18 protein-coding genes are annotated in these 23,457 nt (G+C 71.4%); 4 read left to right on the top strand and 14 right to left on the bottom strand.

All coding sequences use genetic code 11. From position 1 onward, the window contains the following. Nucleotides 1-2: 2 nt before the first annotated feature. The 3 genes from ACFMQL_RS29505 to ACFMQL_RS29495 are packed head-to-tail and all read right to left on the bottom strand — an operon-like array spanning nt 3 to nt 3,360. Nucleotides 3-872 carry an adenosine kinase gene (locus ACFMQL_RS29505; RefSeq protein WP_364053910.1) on the bottom strand — a complete coding sequence of 290 codons (870 nt, stop codon included), beginning with the start codon at nt 870-872 and terminating at the stop codon, nt 3-5. Then, entirely contained in the window at nt 869-1,894 is a 1,026-nt protein-coding gene (locus ACFMQL_RS29500; RefSeq protein WP_364053913.1) for a LacI family DNA-binding transcriptional regulator, read from the bottom strand. The genes ACFMQL_RS29505 and ACFMQL_RS29500 overlap by 4 nt, the downstream gene beginning before the upstream one ends. Further along, a complete protein-coding gene (locus ACFMQL_RS29495; RefSeq protein ID WP_364053916.1) occupies nt 1,891-3,360 on the bottom strand; it encodes a glycoside hydrolase family 13 protein in 1,470 nt (489 codons plus the stop codon). The genes ACFMQL_RS29500 and ACFMQL_RS29495 overlap by 4 nt, the downstream gene beginning before the upstream one ends. A 242-nt stretch (nt 3,361-3,602) precedes the next feature. Between ACFMQL_RS29495 and ACFMQL_RS29490 the strand changes: the two genes are divergently transcribed. Beyond that, entirely contained in the window at nt 3,603-4,895 is a 1,293-nt protein-coding gene (locus ACFMQL_RS29490; protein ID WP_364053919.1) for an ATP-binding cassette domain-containing protein, read from the top strand. A 120-nt stretch (nt 4,896-5,015) separates the two neighbouring features. Here the strand turns inward: ACFMQL_RS29490 and ACFMQL_RS29485 are convergent, their stop codons facing one another. From ACFMQL_RS29485 to ACFMQL_RS29460, 6 genes are all read right to left on the bottom strand, one after another. Next, nucleotides 5,016-6,206, bottom strand: a complete 1,191-nt coding sequence (locus tag ACFMQL_RS29485) for a hypothetical protein (protein ID WP_364053922.1) — start codon at nt 6,204-6,206, stop codon at nt 5,016-5,018. 426 nt (nt 6,207-6,632) lie between these two features. Further along, nucleotides 6,633-7,949 carry an acyltransferase family protein gene (locus ACFMQL_RS29480; protein WP_378788031.1) on the bottom strand — a complete coding sequence of 439 codons (1,317 nt, stop codon included), beginning with the start codon at nt 7,947-7,949 and terminating at the stop codon, nt 6,633-6,635. A gap of 345 nt (nt 7,950-8,294) precedes the next feature. Next, nucleotides 8,295-9,458 (bottom strand): acyl-CoA dehydrogenase family protein, encoded by a 1,164-nt coding sequence (locus ACFMQL_RS29475; protein WP_364053927.1) that lies wholly within the window; start codon nt 9,456-9,458, stop codon nt 8,295-8,297. A 13-nt stretch (nt 9,459-9,471) separates the two neighbouring features. Beyond that, the gene (locus tag ACFMQL_RS29470) at nt 9,472-9,984 is read right to left on the bottom strand and encodes a MaoC family dehydratase (RefSeq protein WP_364053930.1); all 513 of its coding nucleotides are present in this window, start codon (nt 9,982-9,984) and stop codon (nt 9,472-9,474) included. Nucleotides 9,985-10,204: 220 nt separating this feature from the next. Continuing rightward, complete coding sequence (locus tag ACFMQL_RS29465; protein WP_364053933.1) at nt 10,205-10,834, bottom strand: amino acid-binding protein; 630 nt, start codon at nt 10,832-10,834, stop codon at nt 10,205-10,207. Between the two features lie 996 nt (nt 10,835-11,830). Next, nucleotides 11,831-14,944, bottom strand: a complete 3,114-nt coding sequence (locus ACFMQL_RS29460; RefSeq protein ID WP_378788029.1) for a bifunctional cytochrome P450/NADPH--P450 reductase — start codon at nt 14,942-14,944, stop codon at nt 11,831-11,833. A gap of 56 nt (nt 14,945-15,000) precedes the next feature. On the opposite strand from ACFMQL_RS29460, the gene ACFMQL_RS29455 reads away from it, so the two are divergent. The 3 genes from ACFMQL_RS29455 (at nt 15,001) to ACFMQL_RS29445 (ending at nt 17,495) form a co-directional block, all read left to right on the top strand. Beyond that, nucleotides 15,001-15,573: a TetR family transcriptional regulator gene (locus ACFMQL_RS29455; protein WP_364053939.1), complete on the top strand. Its 573-nt coding sequence runs from the start codon at nt 15,001-15,003 to the stop codon at nt 15,571-15,573. A gap of 69 nt (nt 15,574-15,642) precedes the next feature. Next, nucleotides 15,643-16,803 (top strand): thiolase family protein, encoded by a 1,161-nt coding sequence (locus ACFMQL_RS29450; RefSeq protein WP_378788027.1) that lies wholly within the window; start codon nt 15,643-15,645, stop codon nt 16,801-16,803. Then, nucleotides 16,800-17,495 carry an SDR family oxidoreductase gene (locus tag ACFMQL_RS29445; RefSeq protein WP_364053945.1) on the top strand — a complete coding sequence of 232 codons (696 nt, stop codon included), beginning with the start codon at nt 16,800-16,802 and terminating at the stop codon, nt 17,493-17,495. The genes ACFMQL_RS29450 and ACFMQL_RS29445 overlap by 4 nt, the downstream gene beginning before the upstream one ends. Nucleotides 17,496-17,597: 102 nt before the next feature. Here the strand turns inward: ACFMQL_RS29445 and ACFMQL_RS29440 are convergent, their stop codons facing one another. From ACFMQL_RS29440 to ACFMQL_RS29420, 5 genes are all read right to left on the bottom strand, one after another. Next, nucleotides 17,598-17,909, bottom strand: coding sequence for a hypothetical protein (locus ACFMQL_RS29440; protein WP_364053948.1), 312 nt, complete (start codon nt 17,907-17,909; stop codon nt 17,598-17,600). Nucleotides 17,910-17,914: 5 nt separating this feature from the next. Beyond that, complete coding sequence (locus tag ACFMQL_RS29435; protein ID WP_364053951.1) at nt 17,915-19,201, bottom strand: right-handed parallel beta-helix repeat-containing protein; 1,287 nt, start codon at nt 19,199-19,201, stop codon at nt 17,915-17,917. Between the two features lie 63 nt (nt 19,202-19,264). Next, a complete protein-coding gene (locus tag ACFMQL_RS29430) occupies nt 19,265-21,043 on the bottom strand; it encodes a glycoside hydrolase family 13 protein (RefSeq protein ID WP_364053954.1) in 1,779 nt (592 codons plus the stop codon). A gap of 9 nt (nt 21,044-21,052) precedes the next feature. After that, on the bottom strand, nt 21,053-21,892 hold the full coding sequence (locus ACFMQL_RS29425) for a sugar ABC transporter permease (RefSeq protein ID WP_364053957.1): 840 nt from the start codon (nt 21,890-21,892) through the stop codon (nt 21,053-21,055). After that, nucleotides 21,889-23,379: an ABC transporter permease subunit gene (locus ACFMQL_RS29420; protein ID WP_378788024.1), complete on the bottom strand. Its 1,491-nt coding sequence runs from the start codon at nt 23,377-23,379 to the stop codon at nt 21,889-21,891. Before ACFMQL_RS29420 ends, ACFMQL_RS29425 begins: the two co-directional genes overlap by 4 nt. Nucleotides 23,380-23,457: the final 78 nt, after the last annotated feature.

Raw genomic sequence — 23,457 nt, 5'->3', positions numbered from 1 at the left:
GGTCAGGCGCGGGCGAGCAGCAGCTCCTCGCTGATCGGGGACTCGTGGGTGCCGGGCACGGTGCAGGCGTGCGCACCGGCGATCGCGCCGAGGCGTACGCACTCCTCCAAGGGCCTGCCGCGCAGGGTGCCGTACAGGAAGCCGGAGACGAACGCGTCGCCCGCGCCGTTGGTGTCGGCCACCGGACCGGGCAGCGGCGCGGCCGGGAAGGCGCGCACGGCGGAGCCGCGGGTGAGCACCAGGCAGCCGAGTGCGCCGCGCGTGCAGACGACGGTGCGGGCCCGGCCGCGCTCGACGATGGCGCGCATGGTGGCGGCCGGGTCGGTCAGCGCGGCGGCGGACAGGAACACCAGGTCGGAGCGGTAGGCGAAGTCCTCGTGGTAGTCGTTGACGCCGTCCCAGTCGTGCAGGTCGGTGGAGACGGGCACGCCGTCGAGGTCGTCGAAGACGTCGCGGCAGGCGTCGATGATCGACACGTGGGCATGCCTGACCGGCAGGCCGGCGTACAGCTCGCGCGGCAGGCGCTCGCCGGGCGTGGTCCTGGCGTCGTGCAGGGAGGTGCGGCGGCCGTCGGGGCCGACGAGCAGGACGCTGCGGCGGGTGCCCGCGGCGGCGCGGCCGAAGCGGCAGTCGAGGCCGCGCAGCGCGTCGCGGATGAGCGCGCCCTGCGGGTCGTCGCCGATGAGGTCGGCGAAGGCGACGCTGAGCCCGAGCGCGTGGCAGCCGAGCGCGACGCCGGAGCCGGTGTTGCCGATGCGGTCGGCGACGGGCGGCACGTGGCAGGTGTCGCGGTACGGCAGCGGCAGCTCGGGGACGTAGACGGTGGTGTCGACGCCGGAGCCGCCGAGCACCAGCAGGTCGTGGCCGCTCACCGGTTGACCAGCGGGCCCGAGCCGGTGGAGCCGCGCACGACGAGCTCCGGCTGGAAGATCAGCTCGATGTGTTTGGCGGGCGCGCCGTTGACCTCTTCGAGCAGCGTCTGCACGGCGGCCGAGGCCATCGCGCCGATCGGCTTGCGCACGGTGGTCAGCGGCGGATCGGTGAACGCGATGAGCGGCGAGTCGTCGAACCCGACCACCGACACCTCGCCCGGCACCGACAGCCCTTTCTCCCTGCACGCCCTGATCGCGCCGAGCGCCATGAGGTCGCTCGCGCACACGATGCCGGTGCAGCCCCTGCTGAGCAGCTGCGCGGCGGCGGCCTGGCCGCCCTCGACGGAGAACAGCGAGTGGGAGATCAGCTCATCGACGTCGGTCGCGCCGAGCAGCTGCGCCATGGCCTGCCGGTAGCCCTCGATCTTCCTGATGACGGGGACGAACCTGCGCGGCCCGAGCGCGAGGCCGATGCGCTCGTGGCCGAGGTCGACGAGGTGCTGCACGGCGAGCCTGGCGGCCATGCGGTCGTCGGGCGAGATGAAGGGCGCGTCGATGTGCTCGTTGTAGCCGTCGACCAGCACGATCGGCAGCCCGCGGTCGGTCAGCCGGGTGTAGCGGTCCATGCGGGCGGTGGTGTCGGCGTGGAGCCCGGAGACGAACACGATGCCGCTCACGCCGCGATCGACGAGCAGCTCGGTGAACTCGTCCTCGGGCGCGCCGCCGGGGAGCTGGGTGCACAGCACGGGCGTGTAGCCGTGCTGGGTCAACGCCTTCTCGATGGCCTGGGCGAACGCGGGGAAGATCGGGTTGTCCAGCTCGGGCGTCACCAGGCCGACCAGGCCGTTGCTGCGCTGCCGCAGGCGGGGCGGGCGCTCGTACCCCATGAGGTCGAGCGCGGCCATGACGGCCTGCCGGGTCGCCGCAGAGACGCCCGGCTTGCCGTTGAGCACTCTGCTGACGGTGGCCTCGCTCACCCCTGCCTGGGCGGCGATGTCGGCGAGGCGAGCGTGACCGTTCATGGCAGACACTTTACTTTCCACCAGGCCGCCGAATCGGCTGCTCCAGGGACGTCGGAGGCGATGAGCAGCGCGCCGTCCACGCCGAAGTCGACGGGCTCGCCCGTGAGGTTGACGGCGCAGACGAACGAGCCCCGGGAGAACATCAGCGTGCCCTCCGGAGAGTCGTGCCAGACCAGGTCGCCGTCGAGGTCGCGGCGCAGCCGCAGCGCCGTGCGGTACAGCTCCAGCGTGGAGCCCGGCACGCCCTCCTGGGCCTGCACGCTCAGCTCGGCCCACTCCCGGGGGATGGGCAGCCACGGGTCGCGCCAGCCGCCGTCGCGCGTCCACGGCAGCGGCACGCGGCAGCCGTCGCGGCCGCTGTCGGGGTCGCGCAGCCGCTGCGGGTCCTGGCACAGCTCGGCCGGCAGGTCGAGCACCTCGGGCAGGCCCAGCTCCTCGCCGTTGTAGAGGTAGGCGGAGCCGGGCAGCGCGAGCGTGAGCAGCGCGGCGGCGCGTGCCCTGGCCAGGCTGCCGTAGCGGGTGACGTGCCGCTTGACGTCGTGGTTGGACAGCACCCAGGTCGTGGGCGCGCCGACCGACCCGGCCGTGGCCAGCGAGTCGTCGATCACCTCGCGCAGCGCGGCGGCGTCCCAGGGGGCGAACAGGTAGTGGAAGTTGAACGCCTGGTGCAGCTCGTCGGGGCGGACGTACATGGCCAGCCGCTCGGGCGTGGGCGCCCACGCCTCGGCCACGCCGATGCGCTCGCCCGGGTAGGAGTCGAGCACCCGGCGCCAGGAGCGGTGGATCTCGTGCACCTCGTCGTTGTCGAAGAACGGCACCGGCTCCCTGCCGACCATCGTGGCCTGGTCGCCGCGCCCGATGTCGGGCAGGCCGCGCGGCTTGACCATGCCGTGCGCCACGTCCACCCGGAAGCCGTCCACGCCCAGGTCGAGCCAGAAGCGCAGGATCGACTCGAACTCGCCGCGCACCTCCTCGCTGTCCCAGTTGAGGTCGGGCTGCTCGGGGGCGAACAGGTGGAGGTACCACTGCCCGTCCTCGACCTGGCTCCAGGCGGAGCCGCCGAAGATGGACTCCCAGTCGTTCGGCCGGTCGCGGAAGATGTAGCGGTCGCGCCGCTCGCCGCGCAGCGCCTGCTGGAACCAGGGGTGCCGGTCGGAGGTGTGGTTGGGGACGATGTCGACGATGACGCGCAGCCCGTGGCCGTGCGCCTCGTCGATGAGCGCCTTGGCGTCGGCGAGCGTACCGAAGAGCGGGTCGACGTCGCGGTAGTCGGCCACGTCGTAGCCGAAGTCGGCCATCGGGGAGGGGTAGAAGGGCGTGAGCCAGATGGCGTCGACCCCGAGGCCGGCGAGATAGGGCAGGCGATCGCGGATGCCGATCAGGTCGCCCACGCCGTCGCCGTTGCCGTCGGCGAAGCTGCGCACGTAGACCTGATAAATCGCCGCATTTCGCCACCAGTCGGTCATCGGTCTCCCCCGAGGTCTCCCCAGCACGCCTCGACTATGAAATCCCTTTCCGCAAGTTTGCGCAACTGCTTCCACGCCCATCAGATTCGGAAATCTAGGCGTTCGGGCCCCCAAAACTCCCGTCCGAAACCCCGACCGAATGAGATTCTTTATGTCAAGGGTGGACATCGAGTGTTAAGGCGCGATGTACTACCTCTTCAATCAGCCCCGTCACAGGTGACACGCGCGCAAGGTGTGGGCCCATGAGCTCGGTCGTTCTCGACAAAGTGTCCAAGGTGTATCCGGGTGGCTATCTCGCAGTCGACCGGCTGAGCCTTCAAGCGCAGGACGGTGAGTTCCTCGTCCTGCTCGGCCCGTCAGGCTGCGGCAAGTCCACTCTGCTCCGCATGATCGCGGGGTTGGAGGACATCACCGAGGGCGACCTATGGCTGGACGGCGAGCTGGCCAACCACTTAGCCCCGCGCGACCGCGACGTGGCGATGGTGTTCCAGAACGGCGCCCTCTACCCCCACAGGACGGTCCGCGGGAACATCGCCTTCCCCTTGGAGATCGCCAAGGCCGACCCCGCGATGGTCCGCGAGCGCGTCACCGAGCTGTCCAAGGCGCTGCACATCGACGAGATGCTCGACCGCCGCCCCGGCACGCTGTCGGGCGGCCAGCGGCAGCGGGTCGCGATGGGGCGGGCCATCGTCCGCCAGCCCAAGCTCTTCCTCATGGACGAGCCGCTGTCGAACCTCGACGCGGGCATGCGCACCGAGCTGCGCATGGAGATCTCGGCGCTGGTCAGGTCGCTCGGCGTCACCACCATCTACGTCACCCACGACCAGGTGGAGGCCCTGACCCTGGCCGACAGGATCGCCATCTTGAACCGCGGGGTCCTCCAGGACGTGGGCACACCGGCCCAGATTTACAACGATCCAGCCACCGCGTTCGTCGCCGCGTTCCTCAACTCGCAGCAGCTGAACCTGCTCGCGGCCACCGTCAGGACGCCGCAGAACCAGTACGTGATGCTGGACTTCGGCACGCACCGGCTCACGATGCCGTGGAGCGATCCGAGGGCGTACGCGGTCTCGCAGCACACCGGCGGGCAGGTGCTCGTCGGGTTGCGGCCCGACGGGCTGGCGCCGGTGCCCGAGTCGTACGAGGGGCCGTCGTTCTTCGGGCGCGTCCGTGCGCTTGAGTACCACGGGCACGAGTGGCTGGCGTACCTGGAGTGCGGAATGCCGGGCGTGCCGGTGCCCGAGCCGCCGGACCCGCGTCAGCGCCGCCGCTCCAACGGCGGCTCCGCGGGCGGCGGCAGGCTGACCGGGCTGGTGCGGCGGCTGCTCTCCCGCGAGGAAGAGGAGTGGCAGGAGCAGGAGCGGGTGGGACAGCACCCGAACGGCAGCGGTGTCCACCGGCGCTCCGACCTGATCGTGCGCCTCGGCGGGCGGCCCATCTGGCGGCAGGGCGACCCGGCCAAGGTCGCCGTGGACCTCTCCCGCATCATGATCTTCACGTTGGACGGCGCCCGCATCGACCCGCCCCGCCGCTGACCGAAGCCAGCACCGCCCCGCCGCTGACCGAAGTCCGGACTGCCCGGCTCGTGGGCCGCGCCCGGGGCCGATCCGGCCCGCCGCCGGAGCGCGCCGCGCCCCGCAGCCGGCCGTACGGCGTCACGCGAGGCTCCAGCGGGAGCCCTCGGGGGTGTCCTCGACGGCGACGCCGCCCCTGACCAGGGCCGCGCGCAGGGCGTCGGCCACGTCGTACCGGCCGCTCGCGCGCAGCTCGGCCCGCAGTTCCAGCAGCGGCTCCACCAGGGCGGTCAGCTGCTCGGAGCGCCGGCCCGACTCGGCGGCCAGCTCGCCGAGCCGGGCGATCAGCAGCCGCATCAGCTCCCTGGCCTGCTCGACGCCGCCTGCGTCCTCCTCGGTGTCGGCGGCCCACTTGACCATCTCCGCCTCCAGGTCGAGCACCGCCTCCGCGGCCCGCATCGGGTCGCGCCCGGCTACCGCGGCGGCGAACGTCTCCTCGCACGAGCGGATCGACTCCTCCAGCGTCACCTCGGCGGGCGCGGCCTGGTCCTGAGGCGGCGCCAGGACGGGTGAGCCGCCCGCCGTACCGCCCTCGGCCAGGCGGCGCAGCCCGGCCAGGTCCGTACGCGTCCCGGACGGCAGCACCGTCGCCGACCCGGCCCTGCGCACGGTCAGCCCGCCGCGCCCCGCCACCCGCACCTCCTCGCTCGCCAAATCGATGATCAGCGCGGTGTGCTCGTCGATGCCCAGCACGGCGGTGCCCGGCGGCAGCTCGCGCTCCATCCGCGACAGCCGCCGCTCCCCTAGGTAGCAGTAGCGGGTGTCGTGGGTGCCGCCTTCGGCGTTGTCGAAGTGCGGGATCACCACCGCCTGCAGGCCCAGCGGCTCCAGCAGGTCGAGGCCCTCGCGCCAGTGCGGGTCCGCGCCCACCTTGTAGATCTCATAGACCGGTACGGTGGCCAGGCCCGCCGTACAGGCCGCCGCCGAGGCGAGCACCGTCACGCCCTCACGGGCGCGCACCCGGGCGCGCAGGTCGCCCGCCACGCCGGAGGCGGCCCAGCGGTCCAGCGCGTACGTGGGGCTGCCAGGCCCCGAGAACACCCAGTCCGCTCCGGCGATGGACGGCGCCACCTCCACCTCGAGCCCGACGCTGCGGGCGAAGTAGCGGCGGGCGCGAGCGGAGATGTCGGAGCAGTTCTCCTGGAAGGCGTACGGGGTGTCGAGCAGCACGGCCCGCGCCCCCGCGCGCAACGTCCGCGCCGCGGCGCGGTGGACCTCGACCATGGTCGGGCTCGTCTCCCCCGACCCCATCAACACCAGCAAACCGGGCATCACCGTCGGCCACCTCCTCACACGCCATCGATCACAACCCGGCCGCCCGGGCGTTTCAAGACCGACACGGGACATGCCAGTTCAACGCACCTGCACATGATTGGCAGTAAGTTGGTGGCGATGACGGCAGGACACGTGGTCTCAGTTGAGACGCTCATGCTCAGGGTGGACGCCGGCGGCCGCTGGTCGTACCGGACGGCCTCGACGATCCCCCGGCCCGGGGAGAGCCCGGACGAGGCGGCCAGGCGGCTGGGCGGGATCTCCGCCGCCGACCCCGGGACCGTCGTCCATTCCACGAGCTGGCGCTACGAGCCGGACGGCACCGTCGTCCTCACGTACGCCATCTGCCCCGACCCCGAGCCCTGGCTGCCCGCGACCGAGGCGCCGGTGCTGGAGATCGCCCGCGGCAGCACTCCCGCCGCGCCGTCACCCGACCGATTCGCCCTGGTCAACGTCGTCGCTCACGCGGTGCGGCACCTGGCGTTCCTCATGGCGGAGGACCCGGTCGTCGCCGGTGCTCTCGCCCGGCACCCGCACCTCGCCGCCGCCCTGCGGCCCGCCGCGGCACCGGCGTGAGATCCGCCGTCCCAGGTCCTGCATCGGCTTCTCCACGAACCGGTACGTCACCGCGCTCACCGCGATGATCACGACCAGCGCCGCCGCCGTCATCACCAGCTGGTACGCAAGCGGCTCGCCGCGCAGGTCGCCGCTGACCCGCACGAAGTACCGCAGCAGCGGGTGGTGCACCAGATAGAGCGAGTAGCTGATCAGCCCGAACCACACCAGGATCCTGGGCAGCCGCCGCCCCCGCAGCGCCATACCGCCCGCGAACGTGGCCGCCGCCAGCAGGATCGTGGTCAGCCAGACGTCCGCCTGCACCCACCACCAGCCGCTCTCGATCGCCCACACGGGCGCGATCACCACCAGCGCCCCGGTCACCGCCACCGGCCACAGCGGGCCCGTGCCCCGCTCCCACCGGTAGATCGCCGTGCCGGCGAACATCACCGCGAGCACCGCCGTCCCCAGCCACGGCACCCGGCTGCTCAGCAGCAGGCAGGCCACCGCCATCACGCCGAGCGCGCACGCCGAGAACGTGCGCAGGCGGCCCACCAGCACGCCGGTCAGGCCCAGCACGAACACCGCGCACGACACGTACGCCGGCCATCCGCCGCCGAACACCGCGCCGGACGCGACCAGACCCACCAGCACCGCCGCGACCGCGAACACGATCGCCCAGGTCCCGCTGCGCTCATGTCCCCTGGTCAGATACAGCGCCGTGACCACCAGATAGAAGACCATCTCGTACGAGAGCGTCCACATGGTGTCGGCGACCCCGCCGATGCCCACCACGTCGAGCAGCATCGTCGCGTGCGCCGCCACCGCGCTGCCGTCGCGCACCACCGCCTCCCGCACCGGCACCCACCACGACAGCGCCAGCACGACGGCGATGACCACGAGGTAGAGGGGATAGAGGCGGAAGAAGCGGCTGATCCAGAACGCCCGCACGTCGCCGTGCCGTTCCAGGGACGCCGGGATGATGTAGCCGCTGACCAGGAAGAAGACGAGAATCCCGTAGACGCCGAGACTGAACCAGTAGGGCCGCAGGCTGGGCACGAACCACGGCAGCATGTGCTCGGCCACGACCGCCAGCGCGCCGATCCCCCGCAGGGCGTCCAGCCAGGCGAGGCGGCCGGCGGAGGTGACGGCGGACGGGGACACAGGGGGTGAAGTGGCTGCGGACACCCGCCCCAACCTACCCTTTACCGGCTGAACGATGCGCGGAGGACGGGCGAACAACCCCTCAAGAACGCCCCCACCTGACGGTTGTGCCGCCGCACCTCCACCTGACGGCTGTGCCGCCGCGCCTCCATGCCGCGGGGCCTGATGGCGTGAACGAACCCGGCGAGAACCGCCCCTGTCCCCCGCCGGCGCCCCGCATGCCCGTGCCCGTGGCCGTGTCCGTTCCCATGCCCGTGACCAGGCGCCGGGGCGGGATGTGGCCGGTCGGACGTGGTCTTCCTCGCTCCCCCGCGGCGTGCTCCCGGCCAGCATGAGCAGCGGCGTCGAGCGGCCCGGGGAGCGGCGGGGTCACCAGCCGACCTTGCCCTTGCCCGAGATGAGCGCGCGGGCGATGACCATGCGCTGTACGTCGTTGGTGCCCTCGCCGATCGCCATCAGCGGCGCGTCCCGGTAGAGCCGCTCGACCACGTACTCCTGCGAGTACCCGTACCCGCCGTGGATGCGCATCGACTCCAGCGACGCCTTCAGCGCCACCTCCGACGCGAAGTACTTGGCCATGCCGGCCTCCATGTCCACCCGGCGGCCGCCGTCGGCCTGGGAGGCGGCCCAGTATGTGAGCAGCCGCGCGGCCTGGATCTCCGTGGCCATGTCGGCGAGCTTGAGCTGGATGGCCTGGAAGTCGGAGATGGGCTGGCCGAAGGCGGTGCGCTGGCGGGAGTAGGCGAGCGCGGCGTCGTACGCGGCCTGGGCGACGCCGACGGCGCGGGCGGCGATGTTGATACGGCCGATCTCCAGCCCGCCCAGCACCTGCTGCATGCCGCGTCCCTCGACGCCGCCGAGCAGGCACGAGACGGGCACACGCACCTCGTCGAGTACGACCTCGCAGGTCTCGGTGCCCTTGTAGCCGAGCTTGGGCAGGTCGCGGCTGACGCTGAAGCCCTTCAGGTCGGGGTCGACGAGCAGCACCGACATGCCCTTGTGCGCGGGCTCCTCGATCGAGGTCTTGACCAGGACGGGCAGCGGGTCGGCGTGGCGGGCGTTGGTGATCCAGGTCTTGGTGCCGGTGACGACGTAGTGGTCGCCGTCGCGTACCGCGCGGGTCTGGATGCCCTGCAGGTCGGTGCCGGCGCCGGGCTCGGTCAGCGCGATGGCGGTGCGCCGTGCGCCGGTGGCGAGGTCGGGCAGGTGGCGGCGCTTCTGCTCGTCGGTGCCGTGGCGGGCGATCATCCAGCAGGCCAGCGAGTGGGAGCCGATGGTGCCGGCCACGCCCATCCACCCGCGCGCGATCTCCTCGAAGACGAGTGCGAACGTGACCATGTCGGCCCCGAGACCGCCGTACTCCTCGGGCACCGACAGTCCGAACAGCCCCATCTGCTTCATCTTGTCGATGATCTCGGCCGGGTAGCGCCCGGAGTGCTCCCACTCGATCGCGACCGGCATGATCTCCTTGTCCACGAACGCGCGCAGGGTCTCGCGGAACGCCTTCTGCTCGTCGGTCAGCTCGAAGTCCATGCGGGTCGCCTCCTCAGAGCGGGCCGGTCTTGGCCTGGGGGAAGTAGCCCTTGTCGTGCGGGGCGTCGCGCTTGTACACCATGACCGTGCGGGTCCACGACATGACCTCGTCGCCGTCCTGGTTGAGCCCGCGCGTGTAGGCGGTGACGATCCCCGCGTACGGGCGCGACTTCGACTCCCGCTTGGCGGTCACCTTCGACTCGGCGTAGAGGGTGTCGCCGACGAACACCGGGTGGGTGAGCTTGATGTCGGTCCAGCCCAGGTTCATGATCGCGGTCTGGCTGATGTCGATGACGGACAGGCCGAGCACGATCGCCACGGTCAGCCCCGAGTTCACGATGATCTTCCCGGTGGGGGCCTTGGCGGCGAAGTGGGCGTTGAAGTGGTTCTGGTTCGTGTTCATCGTCAGGAGCGTGAACCAGGTGTTGTCCGCCTCGCTGATCGTGCGGCCCATGGGGTGCTGGTAGACGTCCCCGACGGTGAAGTCCTCGTAGTAGCGGCCGATGGCGGGCTGGTGGACGGTCAAGGGCGGCTCCTCGGCAGCTGTGCACACCGTCGGAACGCCCACGTTAGTGACCAGATCAATGTTCGGTCAATGATCCGCGCCGGGCCGCGCGCATCCCGAGCCATGGTCCGCATCGGGCCGCGCGACGTCCCGAGTCATGGTCCGTATCAGGCCGCGCGCGCCCCGAGTCATGGTCCGCGTTTGACCGCGGGCGTCTCGCGCTGGGCCGCGGGGCCGCCGGTCAGGCGCGGGCGGCCGGCTTTTGCGGGTCGGCGCGAGCGGCCAGCTTCGACACCACGTCCACGATGCGCGACACGCGCTCGACCTCGGCGCGGTGGAAGTGGGGGCCGTCGGACCGCGCCACCACCAGGTGCATCCCGGCGGCGGCGACCGGCAGCAGGAGCAGGCGCAGCTTCTCGGCGTCCATGGTGACCGGCCGCGGCGGCGGCTCCGGCAGCTCGAACGAGGCGGGCGCGGCCAGCGAGGCGTGCCGTACGACGCCGTCGGCCACCGCCAGCGACCACTCGGCCCCGCACAGCCCGGGCAGCGCGTCCACGAGCGTGGCGAAACCCCTGGCGGGCTCGCTGGCGACGTGCATGAGCAGGTCGTAGTCAGGGGCCGAGCCGGGCACCTCCTTGGTCGGCCACACCCCCTCGACCCGTACGCCGGGCAGGGCGGAGAGCCGCTCGCGCGCCTCGGAGGCGGTCACCGGCGCCGGCCAGGAGACGGTGAAGTCGTCCACCGCCCGCCCGGCCTCGCGTTCGAGCACGGTGACCTGCAGGATGTCGGCACCCAGGGTGCCCAGCGCCTTGGCCACCTGGCCGAGACCGCCGGGCCTGTCGGGCAGCGACACCCTCAGACGCAGCAGCATGTCCGCCCCCTTTCCGCAGAGGCTCTCACATTGCCGTGGAAAGGTTTCGAGCATGTTCCACGGATATGTCGTACATGCTGCGGTTATTTCCAACATTGCTGTGTTAAGTCCGGATTGTCGATAAAGGGAGCGTCCGCCAAGACGCATCACCCGACAAAGCACAGCTCACCGCGACACAAGCCCGCCACACGCAGCACGCCACGCACGAGCCCGCCACCCGCACCGCACAGGTTCGCCACCCGCACCGCACAGGTTCGCCACCCGCACCACACAGGTTCGCCATGCGCCGCACGCAGGCTGACCACGCGCAGCCCTCCGCTCGCCACACGGCAACCCACCGCCACAGACCACCAGGCACAGCCCGCCGACGCATTCCCGTCGCTCGCCGGCACCTAATCCCGCCGCCACAGCCCGCCAGGCGCAGCGTGCCGGTCGCCGCACCTAAGCCCGCCAAGCAGGCCTGCCGCGCGTACCTCGCACTGGCAGCCCGCCGCGCCCAAGCGCACCGCGCTTTGCACGGCGAGCTTTGTGCCGGCGCGCCCTGGACAGTGGGCTTATGCACGGCGAGCCTGTACTTGGCGGGGGTTGCACACGGCGATCGCGCACGTCGCGGGGGTCGCACACGGCGATCCCGTACGGTGCAGGGGGTGCGCACGGCGATCCCGCGCGTCGCGGACGTAGCACACGGCGATCCCGCGTACGGCGCCCCTGTACAGGGCGGGGGTCGTGTGCGGCGCCCTGGGCGGGGGCGGGGGTTGTGTACGGCGCACCTGGGTGGGGCAGAGGGTGCGTGCGGCGGGCCTGGACGGCCGGCTTGCACGGGTGACGCCGCACAAGGCGACGCTTACACGGACTGCGCTGCACAAGGCGGCGCTGCACAAGGCGGCGCTGCACAAGGCGGCGCTGCACAAGGCGGCGCTGCACACGGGGGCGCTGGCACGGCGGACCTGGCACGGCGGCGCCGCGCACAGACGTGCCGCGCGGAGCGGGTCGGCGTCAGGCGAAGACATCCTGCTGATAGCGGCCCTGGGCCTCCAGCTCCGCCAGCCAGGCAGTGCCGTCCTCGCCGGTCTTGTCCCGGTGGATGTCGAGCAGGGCCTGCCGGACCGCCGGGGCCATGCGCAGGCCGTCGCCGCAGACGTACACGTGGGCTCCCTGCTCCAGCAGCTCCCACACCTCGTCGGCGTGCGCCGCCACGGCGTCCTGGACGAACCGGTACGGATGCCCGGCGACCGCCGAGTACGCCCGGTGCACGTTCACCTCGTCGGCCCGCTCCCAGGCGGCCAGCTCGTCACCGTACAGCAGGTCGTGCTCGGGGTACCGGCAGCCGGTGAAGACCTCGGCGCGCCCGCGGGCCCCGGTGAGCGCCCGCTCCTCCAGGAAGCCGCGCAGCGGCGCGAACCCGGTGCCGGGGCCGACGAGGATGACCGGCGTGGCGGGGTCGGCGGGCAGGCGGAAGGGCGGCGCGGGCACACGTACGTAGCCGTAGAAGACGTCGCCCTCCTTCAGCCCGGCCAGGTACGCCGAGCACATGCCCTGGTAGGTGCCGTTGCCGGACCAGGCGGGGCCCTCGACGAGGCCGACGGTGAGCCGGACGAGACCAGGGTCGGCGAGCGGTGAGGAGGAGACGGAGTAGTAGCGCGGCTTGATGGGCCCGGCCATCTCCAGGAACACCGGCAGCGGCAGCTCGATGGCGGGGAAGCGGTCGAGCAGCGCGAGCGGCGAGATGCGCTTGGCGAGGATCTCGTCGGCGTAGGAGGAGGTGAGCTCGGCGAGCTGCCGCTTGGTCCACGGGCACTCGGTGTGCGCGGCGAGCGCCTCCAGGTCGGACCTCGTGGCGACCTCCTGCAGCTCGGCGAACTCGGTCAGCAGCAGCCCGGCGGTGACCGGCGTGCCGACGGGCAGGTGGGTGGCGCCGTCGGCGTGCAGCCGGACGACCTGCTCGCGCGGCACCCGCAGGCAGCGCAGCGCCCACTCGACCAGCTCGGGGTCGTTCTTGGCGAAGACCGCGATGTGGTCGCCCGCCGTGTAGGTGACGCCTTCGGGCAGCCTGGCCACGATGGAGCGCACACCTGGGCGCGGCGCCTCGACGGAGAAGTCCCACAGCCCTTCGGGGTCGCCGGTCAGCTCCTCGTTGGCGACCACCGTGAACGGCACGGCGCGTTCCGACACCACCGACGGCCTGACCTCGGTCTCGGGGAGCACCTCCATCCGGTAGCGAGGCCCTGCGCCGCCCGCGTCGGCGGCGTACTCCTCGGCGAGGGCCGCCCACAGGCGGGCGGTCCAGGCGGTGACGTCGCCGTCGAAGTCGCCGTCGGTGTCGGCCTCGCCCCGCTCGACGATCGGCACGGCCCCGGCGGCGGTGAGCTTGTCGTACGCGCGCCGCGGGAAGTCCTGGTACGTCGGCCACTGCGTGTTGCCGCAGCCCAGCACGGCCAGGCGCACCCCCGACAGGTCGGGCAGGCTCTCCAGGGCGTCGAAGCGCTGGGCGTTGTCGGGCGCCTTGCCGTTGTAGGAGGAGGCGACCACGATCAGCAGGCCTTCGCTCGGCGGGGTGAGTTCGTCGAGCGTGGTGAGGGTGACCGCGAAGCCGGCCCGCCCGGCCCGCTCGGCCAGCCGCTCGGCGATGTCGGCGCTGGTGCCGAGGTTGGAGCCGTAGGCGACGGTGAGCGGCACCCCGGTCACCGTGACGTCCTGCCGCTCGCTCTCCTGCGCGGTCGGCTCGGCGGGCACGGCGCGCTCGTGCGGCCGTCGTTCGCGGACCCGCAGCGTGAAGCCGTCGGGCTTGAAGGTGAGCGTCTGCTTGAGCTTCATCCGGTACGCGGAGGGGTCGGACAGCGCGAAGCGGCGCAGGATCATCGCGAGCGCGAGCCGGGCCTCGGTGAGCGCGAACTGGCGGCCGATGCAGGCGCGCTCGCCGTTGCCGAACGGCTTGTACGCGGCGGGGTGGTGGTGCTTTCTGTTCTCCGGCAGCCAGCGGTCGATGTCGAACTCGTCGGGCCGCTCCCACGCCTTGGGGTGGCGGTGCAGCAGCGGCAGCAGCACGCCGACGCCCTGGCCCTCGGGGATGAGGTAGTCGCCGATCGTGGTCTCGCGGATGGCGCTGACGTTGAAGAGCGGGATGGGCGACCAGAACCGCAGCGTCTCCTCCAGGACGCGGGGGATGACGTCCAGCTTCATGATCGTCTCGTACGTGGGCGGCTCGTCGCCGGGCAGCAGCCGATCCACCTCGTCGTAGGCGCGGGCCAGGGTGTGCGGCTCGCGCAGCAGGTTGTACAGGGCGAACGAGAGCAGCCCGCTGGTGGTCTCGTGGCCGGCGATGAGGAAGGTGAGCACCTGGTTGCGGATGTTCTCGTCCGACAGCCGGGCGCCGGTCTGCGGGTCGGCGGCCTCCATCATGAGCCCGAGCAGGTCCTTGGCGGACTCGCCGCCGCCCTCCGCCCTGCGCTGCTTGATCACGTCGTCCACCAGCGACTGCATGGTGGCGATGTCGCGCCGGTAGGAGCGCTCGTGCGACTTCTTGAGCCTGGTCACGATCGGGAGCTGCTGGTTGCGCAGCATCGCCTCGGTCAGCGCGCCGCCCATCGCGGTCAGGAACGGGTGCAGCTCGGGCGAGTCGAAGGAGCGGAAGCGGTAGCCGAAGCCGGTGAGCGAGATCGTGTCGAGGGTGAGCCTGGTCGTGTCGTCGGTGACCCGCAGGTCCTGCCCCTGGCGGGCGGCCCACGAGGCGACGAGCTGCTCGGCGATCTCCAGCATCTGCGGGTAGTACGCCTTCATCGAGCGCTGGCTGAAGGCGGGCATGAGGATGCGGTGGGCGTGGCCCCAGACCGGCTCGTCGGAGTCGGCGGTGAACAGCCCGTCGCCGCCGAAGTCGCGCACGATCGTCAGCGGCGGCCTGATGCGCTTGACGAAGCGGCTCTCGTCGCACACCTCGGCCACGAGGTCGGGGTCGTAGACCATCACGATCCGGCGGCCGGCGACCTCGAACTGGACGATGCCCTCGTCGTACTGCGAGGCCACCTTCATGAAGTGCTCGACCGGGGCGTGCGAGGGGATCTGCAAGGTGTTGCCGACGATCGGCAGGCCCTTAGGGGCGGGAATCCGCGCCATGGGTTTGCTCCCTTCCATTAGCCATACACCGTATGGCTGACGCTACCATACGGCGTATGGCTGTGAGCGCGCGCAGAGGCACACCCCTGACCATCGAAGAGATCTGCACCACGGCACTGCGCCTGGTGGAAGAGGGCGGCGTGGAGGCGCTGTCCATGCGCAAGCTGGCGGCCGAGCTACGAGTCAACCCGATGTCGCTCTACCACCACGTGGAGAACAAAGAGGCGCTGATCAAGATCCTCTGCACCACCGCCGACCAGCGCATCAAGCTGCCCGCCGACGACGGCTCACCCTGGCAGGACCAGCTCAGGCGGCTCGCGATCGCCTATCACGAGCACACCCGCACCCACTCGAATCTGTGGGCCTACCTCCACCAGCACCCCGAGATCATCTCCGACCGCAAGCACGCGCTCTGGCAGGCGCTCTACCGCATCCTGCGCCTTGCCGGAGTGCCGGAGTCCGAGCTGCGGCGCACCAGCGACGTGCTGCACGCGTTCGTCACGGGCTTCGTCATGGCCGAGACGCAGGGCCACCTGCCCGACGACCCCGAGGAGATCGAGCGCGACTTCGACACCGCGATCCGGCTGATCATCCACGGCCTGGCGAATTTCTCCTCGCCGACCTCGTAGGAGTTGCGTTGGATTTTCCAACTCACTTATGGTGGGTTGGAAAATCCAACCTACGAGGAAGGGTCCGCGATGCGTGACGCCGTCATCGTGCAGGCCGTACGCACCCCCATCGGCAAGGGAAAACCCGGCGGCGCCCTGTCCGGCGTGCACCCGGTCGATCTGCTCGCCCACGCGCTGAAAGCGCTCGTCGAGCGCAGCGGCATCGACCCGTCCGAGGTGGACGACGTCATCGGCGGCTGCGTCGACCAGGTGGCCGAGCAGGCCATGAACACCACCCGCTACGCCTGGCTGGCGGCCGGCTTCCCCGACTCCGTGCCGGCCGTCACCGTGGACCGGCAGTGCGGCTCGTCGCAGCAGGCCGTGCACTTCGCCGCCCAGGGCGTCATGTCGGGCGCGTACGACCTGGTCATCGCGTGCGGCGTGGAGTCGATGAGCCGCGTGCCCATGTGGTCGAACGTGCCGCCGGGCACCGACCCGTTCGGGCCCGGCCTGGCCGCCCGCTACCCCGACGGCCTGGTGCCGCAGGGCATCAGCGCCGAGCTGATCGCCGCCAAGTGGTCGCTCAGCCGCGAGCGGCTCGACGCGTTCTCCGCGCAGTCGCACGCCAAGGCCGCCGCGGCCGACTTCAGCGCCGAGATGGCGCCGCTCGCCGGGCTCGACAGGGACGAGTCGGTACGTCCGACCACAACGCCCGAGATCCTCGCCGGGCTCAAGCCGGCCTTCGCCGACCCCGGCTACGCCGAGCGGTTCCCCCAGATCGACTGGTCGGTCACCGCCGGCAACTCCAGCCCCATCAACGACGGCGCCGCGGCGGTGCTGATCACCACGTCGGAGACCGCGGCCCGCCTCGGCCTGCGGCCCCTGGCCAGGCTGCACAGCTTCGCCGTCACCGGCTCCGACCCGCTGCTCATGCTCACCGGCGTGATCCCGGCCACCGAGAAGGTGCTGCGCAAAGCCGGGCTGAGCCTCGCCGACATCGACCTCTTCGAGGTCAACGAGGCGTTCGCCAGCGTCGTGCTGGCCTGGCAGCAGGAGACCGGAGCCGACCCGGGCAAGGTGAACGTCAAGGGCGGCGCCATCGCCCTCGGTCACCCTCTGGGCGCCAGCGGCGCCCGCATCACCACCACCCTCGTCCACGCCCTGCACGAGCGTGGCGCCCGTTACGGCCTGCAGACCATGTGCGAGGCCGGCGGCCTGGCCAACGCCCTCATCCTGGAGCGAATCTCGTGAAGATCACCGACAGCGTCGCGCTCGTCACCGGCGCCAACCGCGGCCTCGGGGCCGCCTTCGCCCGCGCCCTCCTCGAGCGCGGCGCGGCGAAGGTCTACGCCGCCGCCAGAGACCCCGAGACGATCACCGACCCGGCACTCACCCCGATCGCGCTCGACGTGACCGACCCGGCCGCCGTGGCCGCAGCCGCCGAGCAGTGCGGTGACGTCACCCTGCTGATCAACAACGCGGGGATCTCGCGCGGCCCCGCGGCCGACCTGGACGGTGCCAGGGCCGAAATGGAGGTGAACTACTTCGGCACGCTGGCCATGAGCCGCGCCTTCGCGCCCGTCCTGGGCCGCAACGGCGGCGGCGCGCTGGTGAACATCCTGTCGGTGCTGTCGTGGATCACCTTCCCCCGCGTCACCACGTACGCGGCGTCGAAGGCGGCGGCCTGGTCGCTGACCAACGCGCTGCGGCTCGAACTGCTCGAACAGGGCACGCAGGTGGTGGGCGTGCACGCCGGCTACATCGACACCGACATGGTCGCCGGCCTCACCGAGCCGAAGATCTCCCCCGAGACGGCGGTCGCGGCGGCGCTGGACGGGCTGGAGTCGGGGGCGTACGAGGTGCTGGCCGACGACGTCAGCAAGCAGGCCAGGTCCGGTCTGTCCGCCGGCCTCGACGTGCTCTATCCGGCCCTCGCCGAGTAAGCCGGGCAGGAAAGCGGCGGTCGCCGCTCTGAGTGGCCCGCGGCGTCGCAGGCGGCGGGCCGTTTCAGGCCGGCGGGCGGCGCCGCGGGCACCGGTTGCAGGTCAGCCGGCGGCGTCCCAGACCGCTTCGAACGCCTCAGGGGTGATCTCGGCCAGCTCCCAGATCTCCAGCGGCTGGTCGGCGAGGAACCCCTGGTCGTCCTGGAGGCGGCGCCACCAGTAGCGGCGGGCGGCCCGGTCGGCGCCCACCTCCACCTGGCGTACGGCCCAGTGCTCGCCGTCGCCTTCGACGCTCTCGAAGAGCCAGGCCCGCCCGCCGGCGTCCCCCAGGTGCCAGTAGCGCCTGGGGGCGTCGGACTCGGCGAGCCTGCGCACCAGCTCCCGGCGCGCCGCGAGGTGCTCGGAATCCAGCATCGCGTTCAGTGCTGGTAGGCACCCGCGTCGGGCGCGGACGTGAGGAGCTTGCCGGCGGCGTCCTTGCGGATCGCCTTGCCGCCGTACCATTTGGAGCTCAGCTTCACGCCACGGCCGATCGCCGGGGAGCCGGGACGCAGCCGCAGGTCCGTGCGGGAGACGAACTGCGGATCGGCCATCACCGTCTTCGGCCCCGGCTTGAACCTGGCCGTACGCCCCTTGTAGACGCCGCCCGCTTCGTCGGCGCCCTTGCCGTCGGCGAAGCCGGCCTCGCCGCCGACGTGGATCACGTTGTTGCGCAGCTTCAGGATCGACGGCGAGCACCCGTCGTGGCAGGACCAGCCGATGGTGTCACGAGCCGGCAGGTAGACGGAGTTGTGCACCGCGATCGTGCCCTTGACCGGGCCGACGATGTGACGCGGGCCTCGGGTGATGAGGAACGAGCCGCGGCTGCGCTTGGAGGTGACCACGTTGAAGGCGAACACGTTGCCGGTCGCGGTCTTGCCCTTCTTCGCGCCGAGCTCGGTGAACGTGTCGTTGTCGCGGGCGATGTTGTGGGTGACGACGTTGCGGTCGCCGTTGAAGATCTCGACGGCGGCGCCGTCGGTGCCGTAGTCCTTGCTCTTGGCGTAGCTGCCGGTGATGGTGTTGCCGGTCACGAGGTTGTCGTCGCCGTTGAGCAGCACGCCGAACGCGCCCGAGTCGTTGTCGCCGCCCGAGTCGTTGACGCTCATCCGGTTGTTGTCGGTCAGCACACTGTCGCGGATGGTGTTGTGCGAGCCGGACGGCGCGACCATCACACCGGCGATGTTGCGGTCGGCCTTCACACCGGACAGCTCGATGCGGCGGCCGTCGAGCCGGAAGCCGGCCCAGCGGCAGCCGGAGGCGCGCAGCCCGCTGATGCGCCAGTAGTCGCCCTTGACGATCACGCAGTCGTCCTCGGTGCCGCCGATCTTGGCGAGCGGGCCCTTTCCGTAGGCGCGCACGACGATGGGCTTGGCGGCGGTGCCGTCGGCCTCAAGGGTGAGCGGGCCGGTGAAGGTGCTGCCGCGCTTGACGGCGATCGTGTCGCCCGGCTTGAGCTCGGCGGCGTTGACGTTCGCCAGCGTCTTCCACGCGGTGCGCTCGCTCGTGCCGTCGGCGGAGTCGTCACCGGCACGGGAGTCGACGTAATAGGTGGTGCCCGCCTTCGCGCTCGCGGTCGATGGCGCGGACCGCGTGGACTCCGTCGCGGCGGCGGCAGGAACGGCGGGCAGGAGCGAAGCAATGACGGCTACAGACACCAACCTCATACGTGGCACACCACTATCGAGATGAGAAGGTACGGAGAATCAACGGGTGCCACCGTAGCGTGATCAACGTCTCAGGCGCCACATACTCACCAAAGGTCCGTCGCCCGGTATGACGTCTGCGTCGGCCGCCTGGTACAGGCCGGTGGCGTGCTCGCCGAGCGGGATCGGCGCGCCGGGCGCCCGCCGCGCGCACACCACGATCGTCTCCTCGTACGTCTCCCGCGCGAACACCAGACAGTCGGCGTCGGCGTGCAGCCAGCGCAGGCCGCCGTGCCGCAGGGCGGGCTCGGCCCTGCGCAGGCCGAACAGCTCGCGGTAGCCGGCCAGCGTCGCGAGGTCCTGGTCGGCCGGGCGGTTCCAGGGCATGGGGGTGCGCGAGTGCTCGCCGTTGACGCCGGTCAGGCCGAACTCGCTGCCCGCGAAGATCATCGGCGTGCCGGGCAGCGTGGCCTGCAGGCCGGCCGCGACGAGGTGGCGCTCGCGCGAGCCGGTCACGGTGCGCACGCGGGGCGAGTCGTGGGAGTCGAGCAGCTGCCAGGAGTGCACGTACGAGCGCCACGACATGTGGGCGGCGAACTGCCGGAACGTGGCCACCGTGGCGGGGCCGTCGCGCTCGGGGATGCCGCCCGGCGTGCCGAGGAAGTGCTCCAGGTCCACCTGGGGGCCGCGCAGGAAGGCCCAGACGGGGCGGGTGAAGCCGCCGTAGTTCATGGTGCCGTGCCAGCCGCCGCGGTCGAGGTCGGCCGATGCGTCGTGGTTGTGCTCGGCGATGAGCGCGGCGTCGGGGCCGACCTCGGCGCGCAGCATGGCGGCGACCTCGTGCGCGTAGTCGTCGGCGGCCAGGCGGCCGGTCATGTTGGCGACGTCCACCCGCCAGCCGTCGAGCGGGCCGAGCCAGCGCTTCAGCACCGCGGTCATGCGCTCGCGCACCAGCTCGCTGCCCCAGTTGAACTTGGGCAGCGACTTGAAGCCCCACCAGGACTCGTAGTCGCCGGTCGCGGAGTCGAAGTAGAACATCTCCCGCTCGGGGGCGTGCACGTCGGAGACGGCGGTGGTGAACCACTCGTGGGCGTCGCCGCAGTGGTTGGTGGTGATGTCGCCGATGAGCCGCATGCCGCGCGCGTGCAGCGCGTCCGACAGCCGGTGCAGCGCGGCGTCGCCGCCGAGCAGCGGGTCGACGTGCTCGAAGGTCGAGGCGTCGTAGCGGTGGTTGGAGCGGGCGGGGAAGAACGGCGTGAGGTAGACGGTGTCGGCGCCGAGTGCGCTCACGTGGTCGAGCCTGCGGGTGATGCCGTCGAGGTCGCCGCCGTAGAACTGGGTGGAGGTGCCGGGGCCGCTGGGGATGACGGGGTCGCGGTCCCAGTCGCGGGGCAGCGCCCACGCCGGCGTCTCGGGCATGGGGCCCGAGCGGTCGAACCGGTCGGGGAAGATCTGGTAGACGATCGCGTCGGCCAGCCACGACGGCGGCGGCTCGTGGCAGATGAGCCGGAAGTCGGTGGCGTCGGTGACGTCGTGCGCGGCCAGGCCCGCCGCGGTCAGCCACCGCTGCCCGGCGCGGGTGCGCAGCAGGAAGCGGTAGCGGGTGACGGGGTTGACCGCGGTGATCTCGGCCCGCCACCACACGTCGGTCCTGCCGTAGCCGCCCGCGCCCTGGCGTGTCTCGTCGACGCGGGCTTCGGCGTAGCGGGGCTCGCCGTCGTGCACGGCGCGCACGTGCACGCCGGTCACCCCGGCGGCCAGCGGGGCGCGCAGCCAGAGCGTGACCCGCGCGCCCAGCTCGGGCCGCTGGTCGGAGACGTACAGGGCGGAGCCGTCGTGATGAGGTTCCCCGAGGTAACGCACTGTGCCCTTTCACCCCTTGACGGCTCCGGCGGTCAGGCCGGAGACGATGTACTTCTGCAGCCACAGGAACACGCCGACCGTGGGCACGGCGGTGATCAGGGTGGCCGCGGCGAACATGCCGAAGTTCGTGTTGCGGTGATCCCCCGCGATCATGCCGTACATGCCGACCGCGAGCGTCTTGCTGTCGGGGTCGCGCAGGAACACGTTCGCCATCAGGAACTCGCTCATCGTGCTGATGAACGCCAGCAGCGCGGTGACCGCGAGGATCGGCGTGACCAGCGGCAGGATGATGCGCCAGAAGATCTGGGCGTGGGTGGCGCCGTCCACGGTGGCGGCCTCGTCCAGCTCCTTGGGCACGGTGTCGAGGAAGCCCTTCATCAGCCAGGTGTTCACGCCGAGCGCGCCGCCGAGGTAGAGCAGCAGCAGGCCCCACACGGTGTCGAAGCCGAGCGCGGGGTACAGCTCGGTCACCCTGGTGAAGATCATGAAGATCGTCACGATGGCCAGGAACTGCGGGAACATCTGGATGAGCAGCAGCGCGAGCAGCCCGACCCGGCGGCCGGTGAAGCGCATGCGGCTGAAGGCGTACGCGGCCATCAGCGACAGCACCATGCTGGCGAACGACGACACCAGCGCGATGAACACCGAGTTGAAGAACCAGCGGCCGAAGGGATAGGTCTCGGAGGTCAGCAGGTCGCCGAAGTTCTCCAGGCTGGCCCCGGTGGGGAGCAGCTCGGTCGAGGCCAGCGTGCCCAGCGGGTTGAGCGCCGCGGAGATCACGAAGAGGATCGGGAAGACCGCGAACGCGCACACGGCCAGCACGAAGACGTGCCGCAGGGCGAGCTTCACGCGTAGACCTCCTCCTGCTTGCGGGTACGCCGGAAGGCCACCGCCGAGATGATCGCCACGATGGCGAAGATGAACACCGAGATCGCCGCCGCGAAGCCGAACTGCGCGCCGGCCGGCCCGAACGCGAGCCTGAAGGTGTAGGTGATGAGCAGGTCGGTGCCGCCGACCATCGGGTTCTCCGCGGGGAACGGCCCGCCGTCGGTGGTCAGGGCGATGGCGTTGTAGTTGTTGAAGTTGAAGGCGAACGACGAGATCAGCAGCGGCGTGAGCGCGACGAGCAGCAGCGGCAGCGTGACCCGGCGGAACGCCTTCCACGGGGTGGCGCCGTCGATGGCCGCGGCCTCGGTCAGCTCGCGCGGGATGGCCTGCAGCGCACCCGTGGTGACGAGGAACATGTACGGGAAGCCGAGCCACAGGTTGACCAGCACGACGCCGAGCCTGGCGGTGGCGGTCTGGCCGAGCCAGTCGATCTCGGCCCCGAGTAGCTGGTTGATCAGGCCGAAGTCGCGGTTGAACATGTCGCGCCAGACCAGCAGCATCGCGAAGGCCGGCATCGCGTACGGCAGGATCAGCACGATCCGGTAGACGCGGGTGCCGCGCATGCGCGGATGGTGCAGGGCGAGGGCGACGGACATGCCGAGCGCGAACGTGCCGAGCACGGAGGCGAGCGCGAAGACCAGGTTCCAGCCCAGCACGCCGGCGAAGTAGCGGGAGATGGTGGGCTCGGTGAGCACCCGCAGGAAGTTGTCGAAGCCGACGTTGACCTGCCAGCCCTGGGCCAGGTGCTCGCCCTCGGCGTTGACGAAGTAGCCCTGCGACTCGTCGGCCTGCCAGGGGCCGCCTTCGCCCTGGATGCAGTCGCAGGCGGCGTCGTACACCAGGGTCGCCTTGCCCTCGACGGCGCGGCTGAGCCCGTTCGCCTTGATGAGGCCGTCGCGGGTGGGGACGGCCAGCGCGCTGATCTCCTGCCCCCGGGCGGCGGCCTCGGGTGCCTTGAGCACGGTGAGGCCGGGTGCGGCGAGCACCTTGCCGGTGAGGCCGACCTGCGCGCCGGGCAGCGGCTCCACGCCGTCCTTCGTGCCTAACGAGACCTGCTCGGTCTTCGGGTCCACGAGCAGGAACACCAGTTCCTCGCCGCGCAGGGCGGCGGTGAGCGTGTACTCGGGCGAGCCCGGCGCCTGCCGGACCGAGCCGCTCTGGATGGCCGCGATGGCGGCGGCCTTGTCGCCCCGGTGCCCGTCGCCGAAGTTCGTGAACGCCGTGGTCACCGTGTAGAGCACGGGGAACACCTGGAAGGCGATGAGGAAGACGGTGCCGGGGATGAGGTATTTGGCCGGTATGAAGCGCCGGGTCAGATAGAGGTAGGAGATGCCCGCGGTGGCGGCGCACAGCAGCGTCAGCGGCACCCACGATTCGGCGGCCACCAGCGGCGGCACGGCGTAGAGCAGGATCGCGGCGGCCACGCCGAGGACCGCGATTCTGCTCACCACGAACGCGGTGGTCCGCTCCGGGCGTGGCCGCGGTGCCGCGCGCCCGGGTTCGCGCACGTCCGTCGTCATGAGCGG

The organism is Nonomuraea fastidiosa (assembly GCF_042751225.1).
Classification (GTDB): domain Bacteria; phylum Actinomycetota; class Actinomycetes; order Streptosporangiales; family Streptosporangiaceae; genus Nonomuraea; species Nonomuraea fastidiosa.
This window is presented reverse-complemented; position numbering and strand designations above follow the sequence as displayed.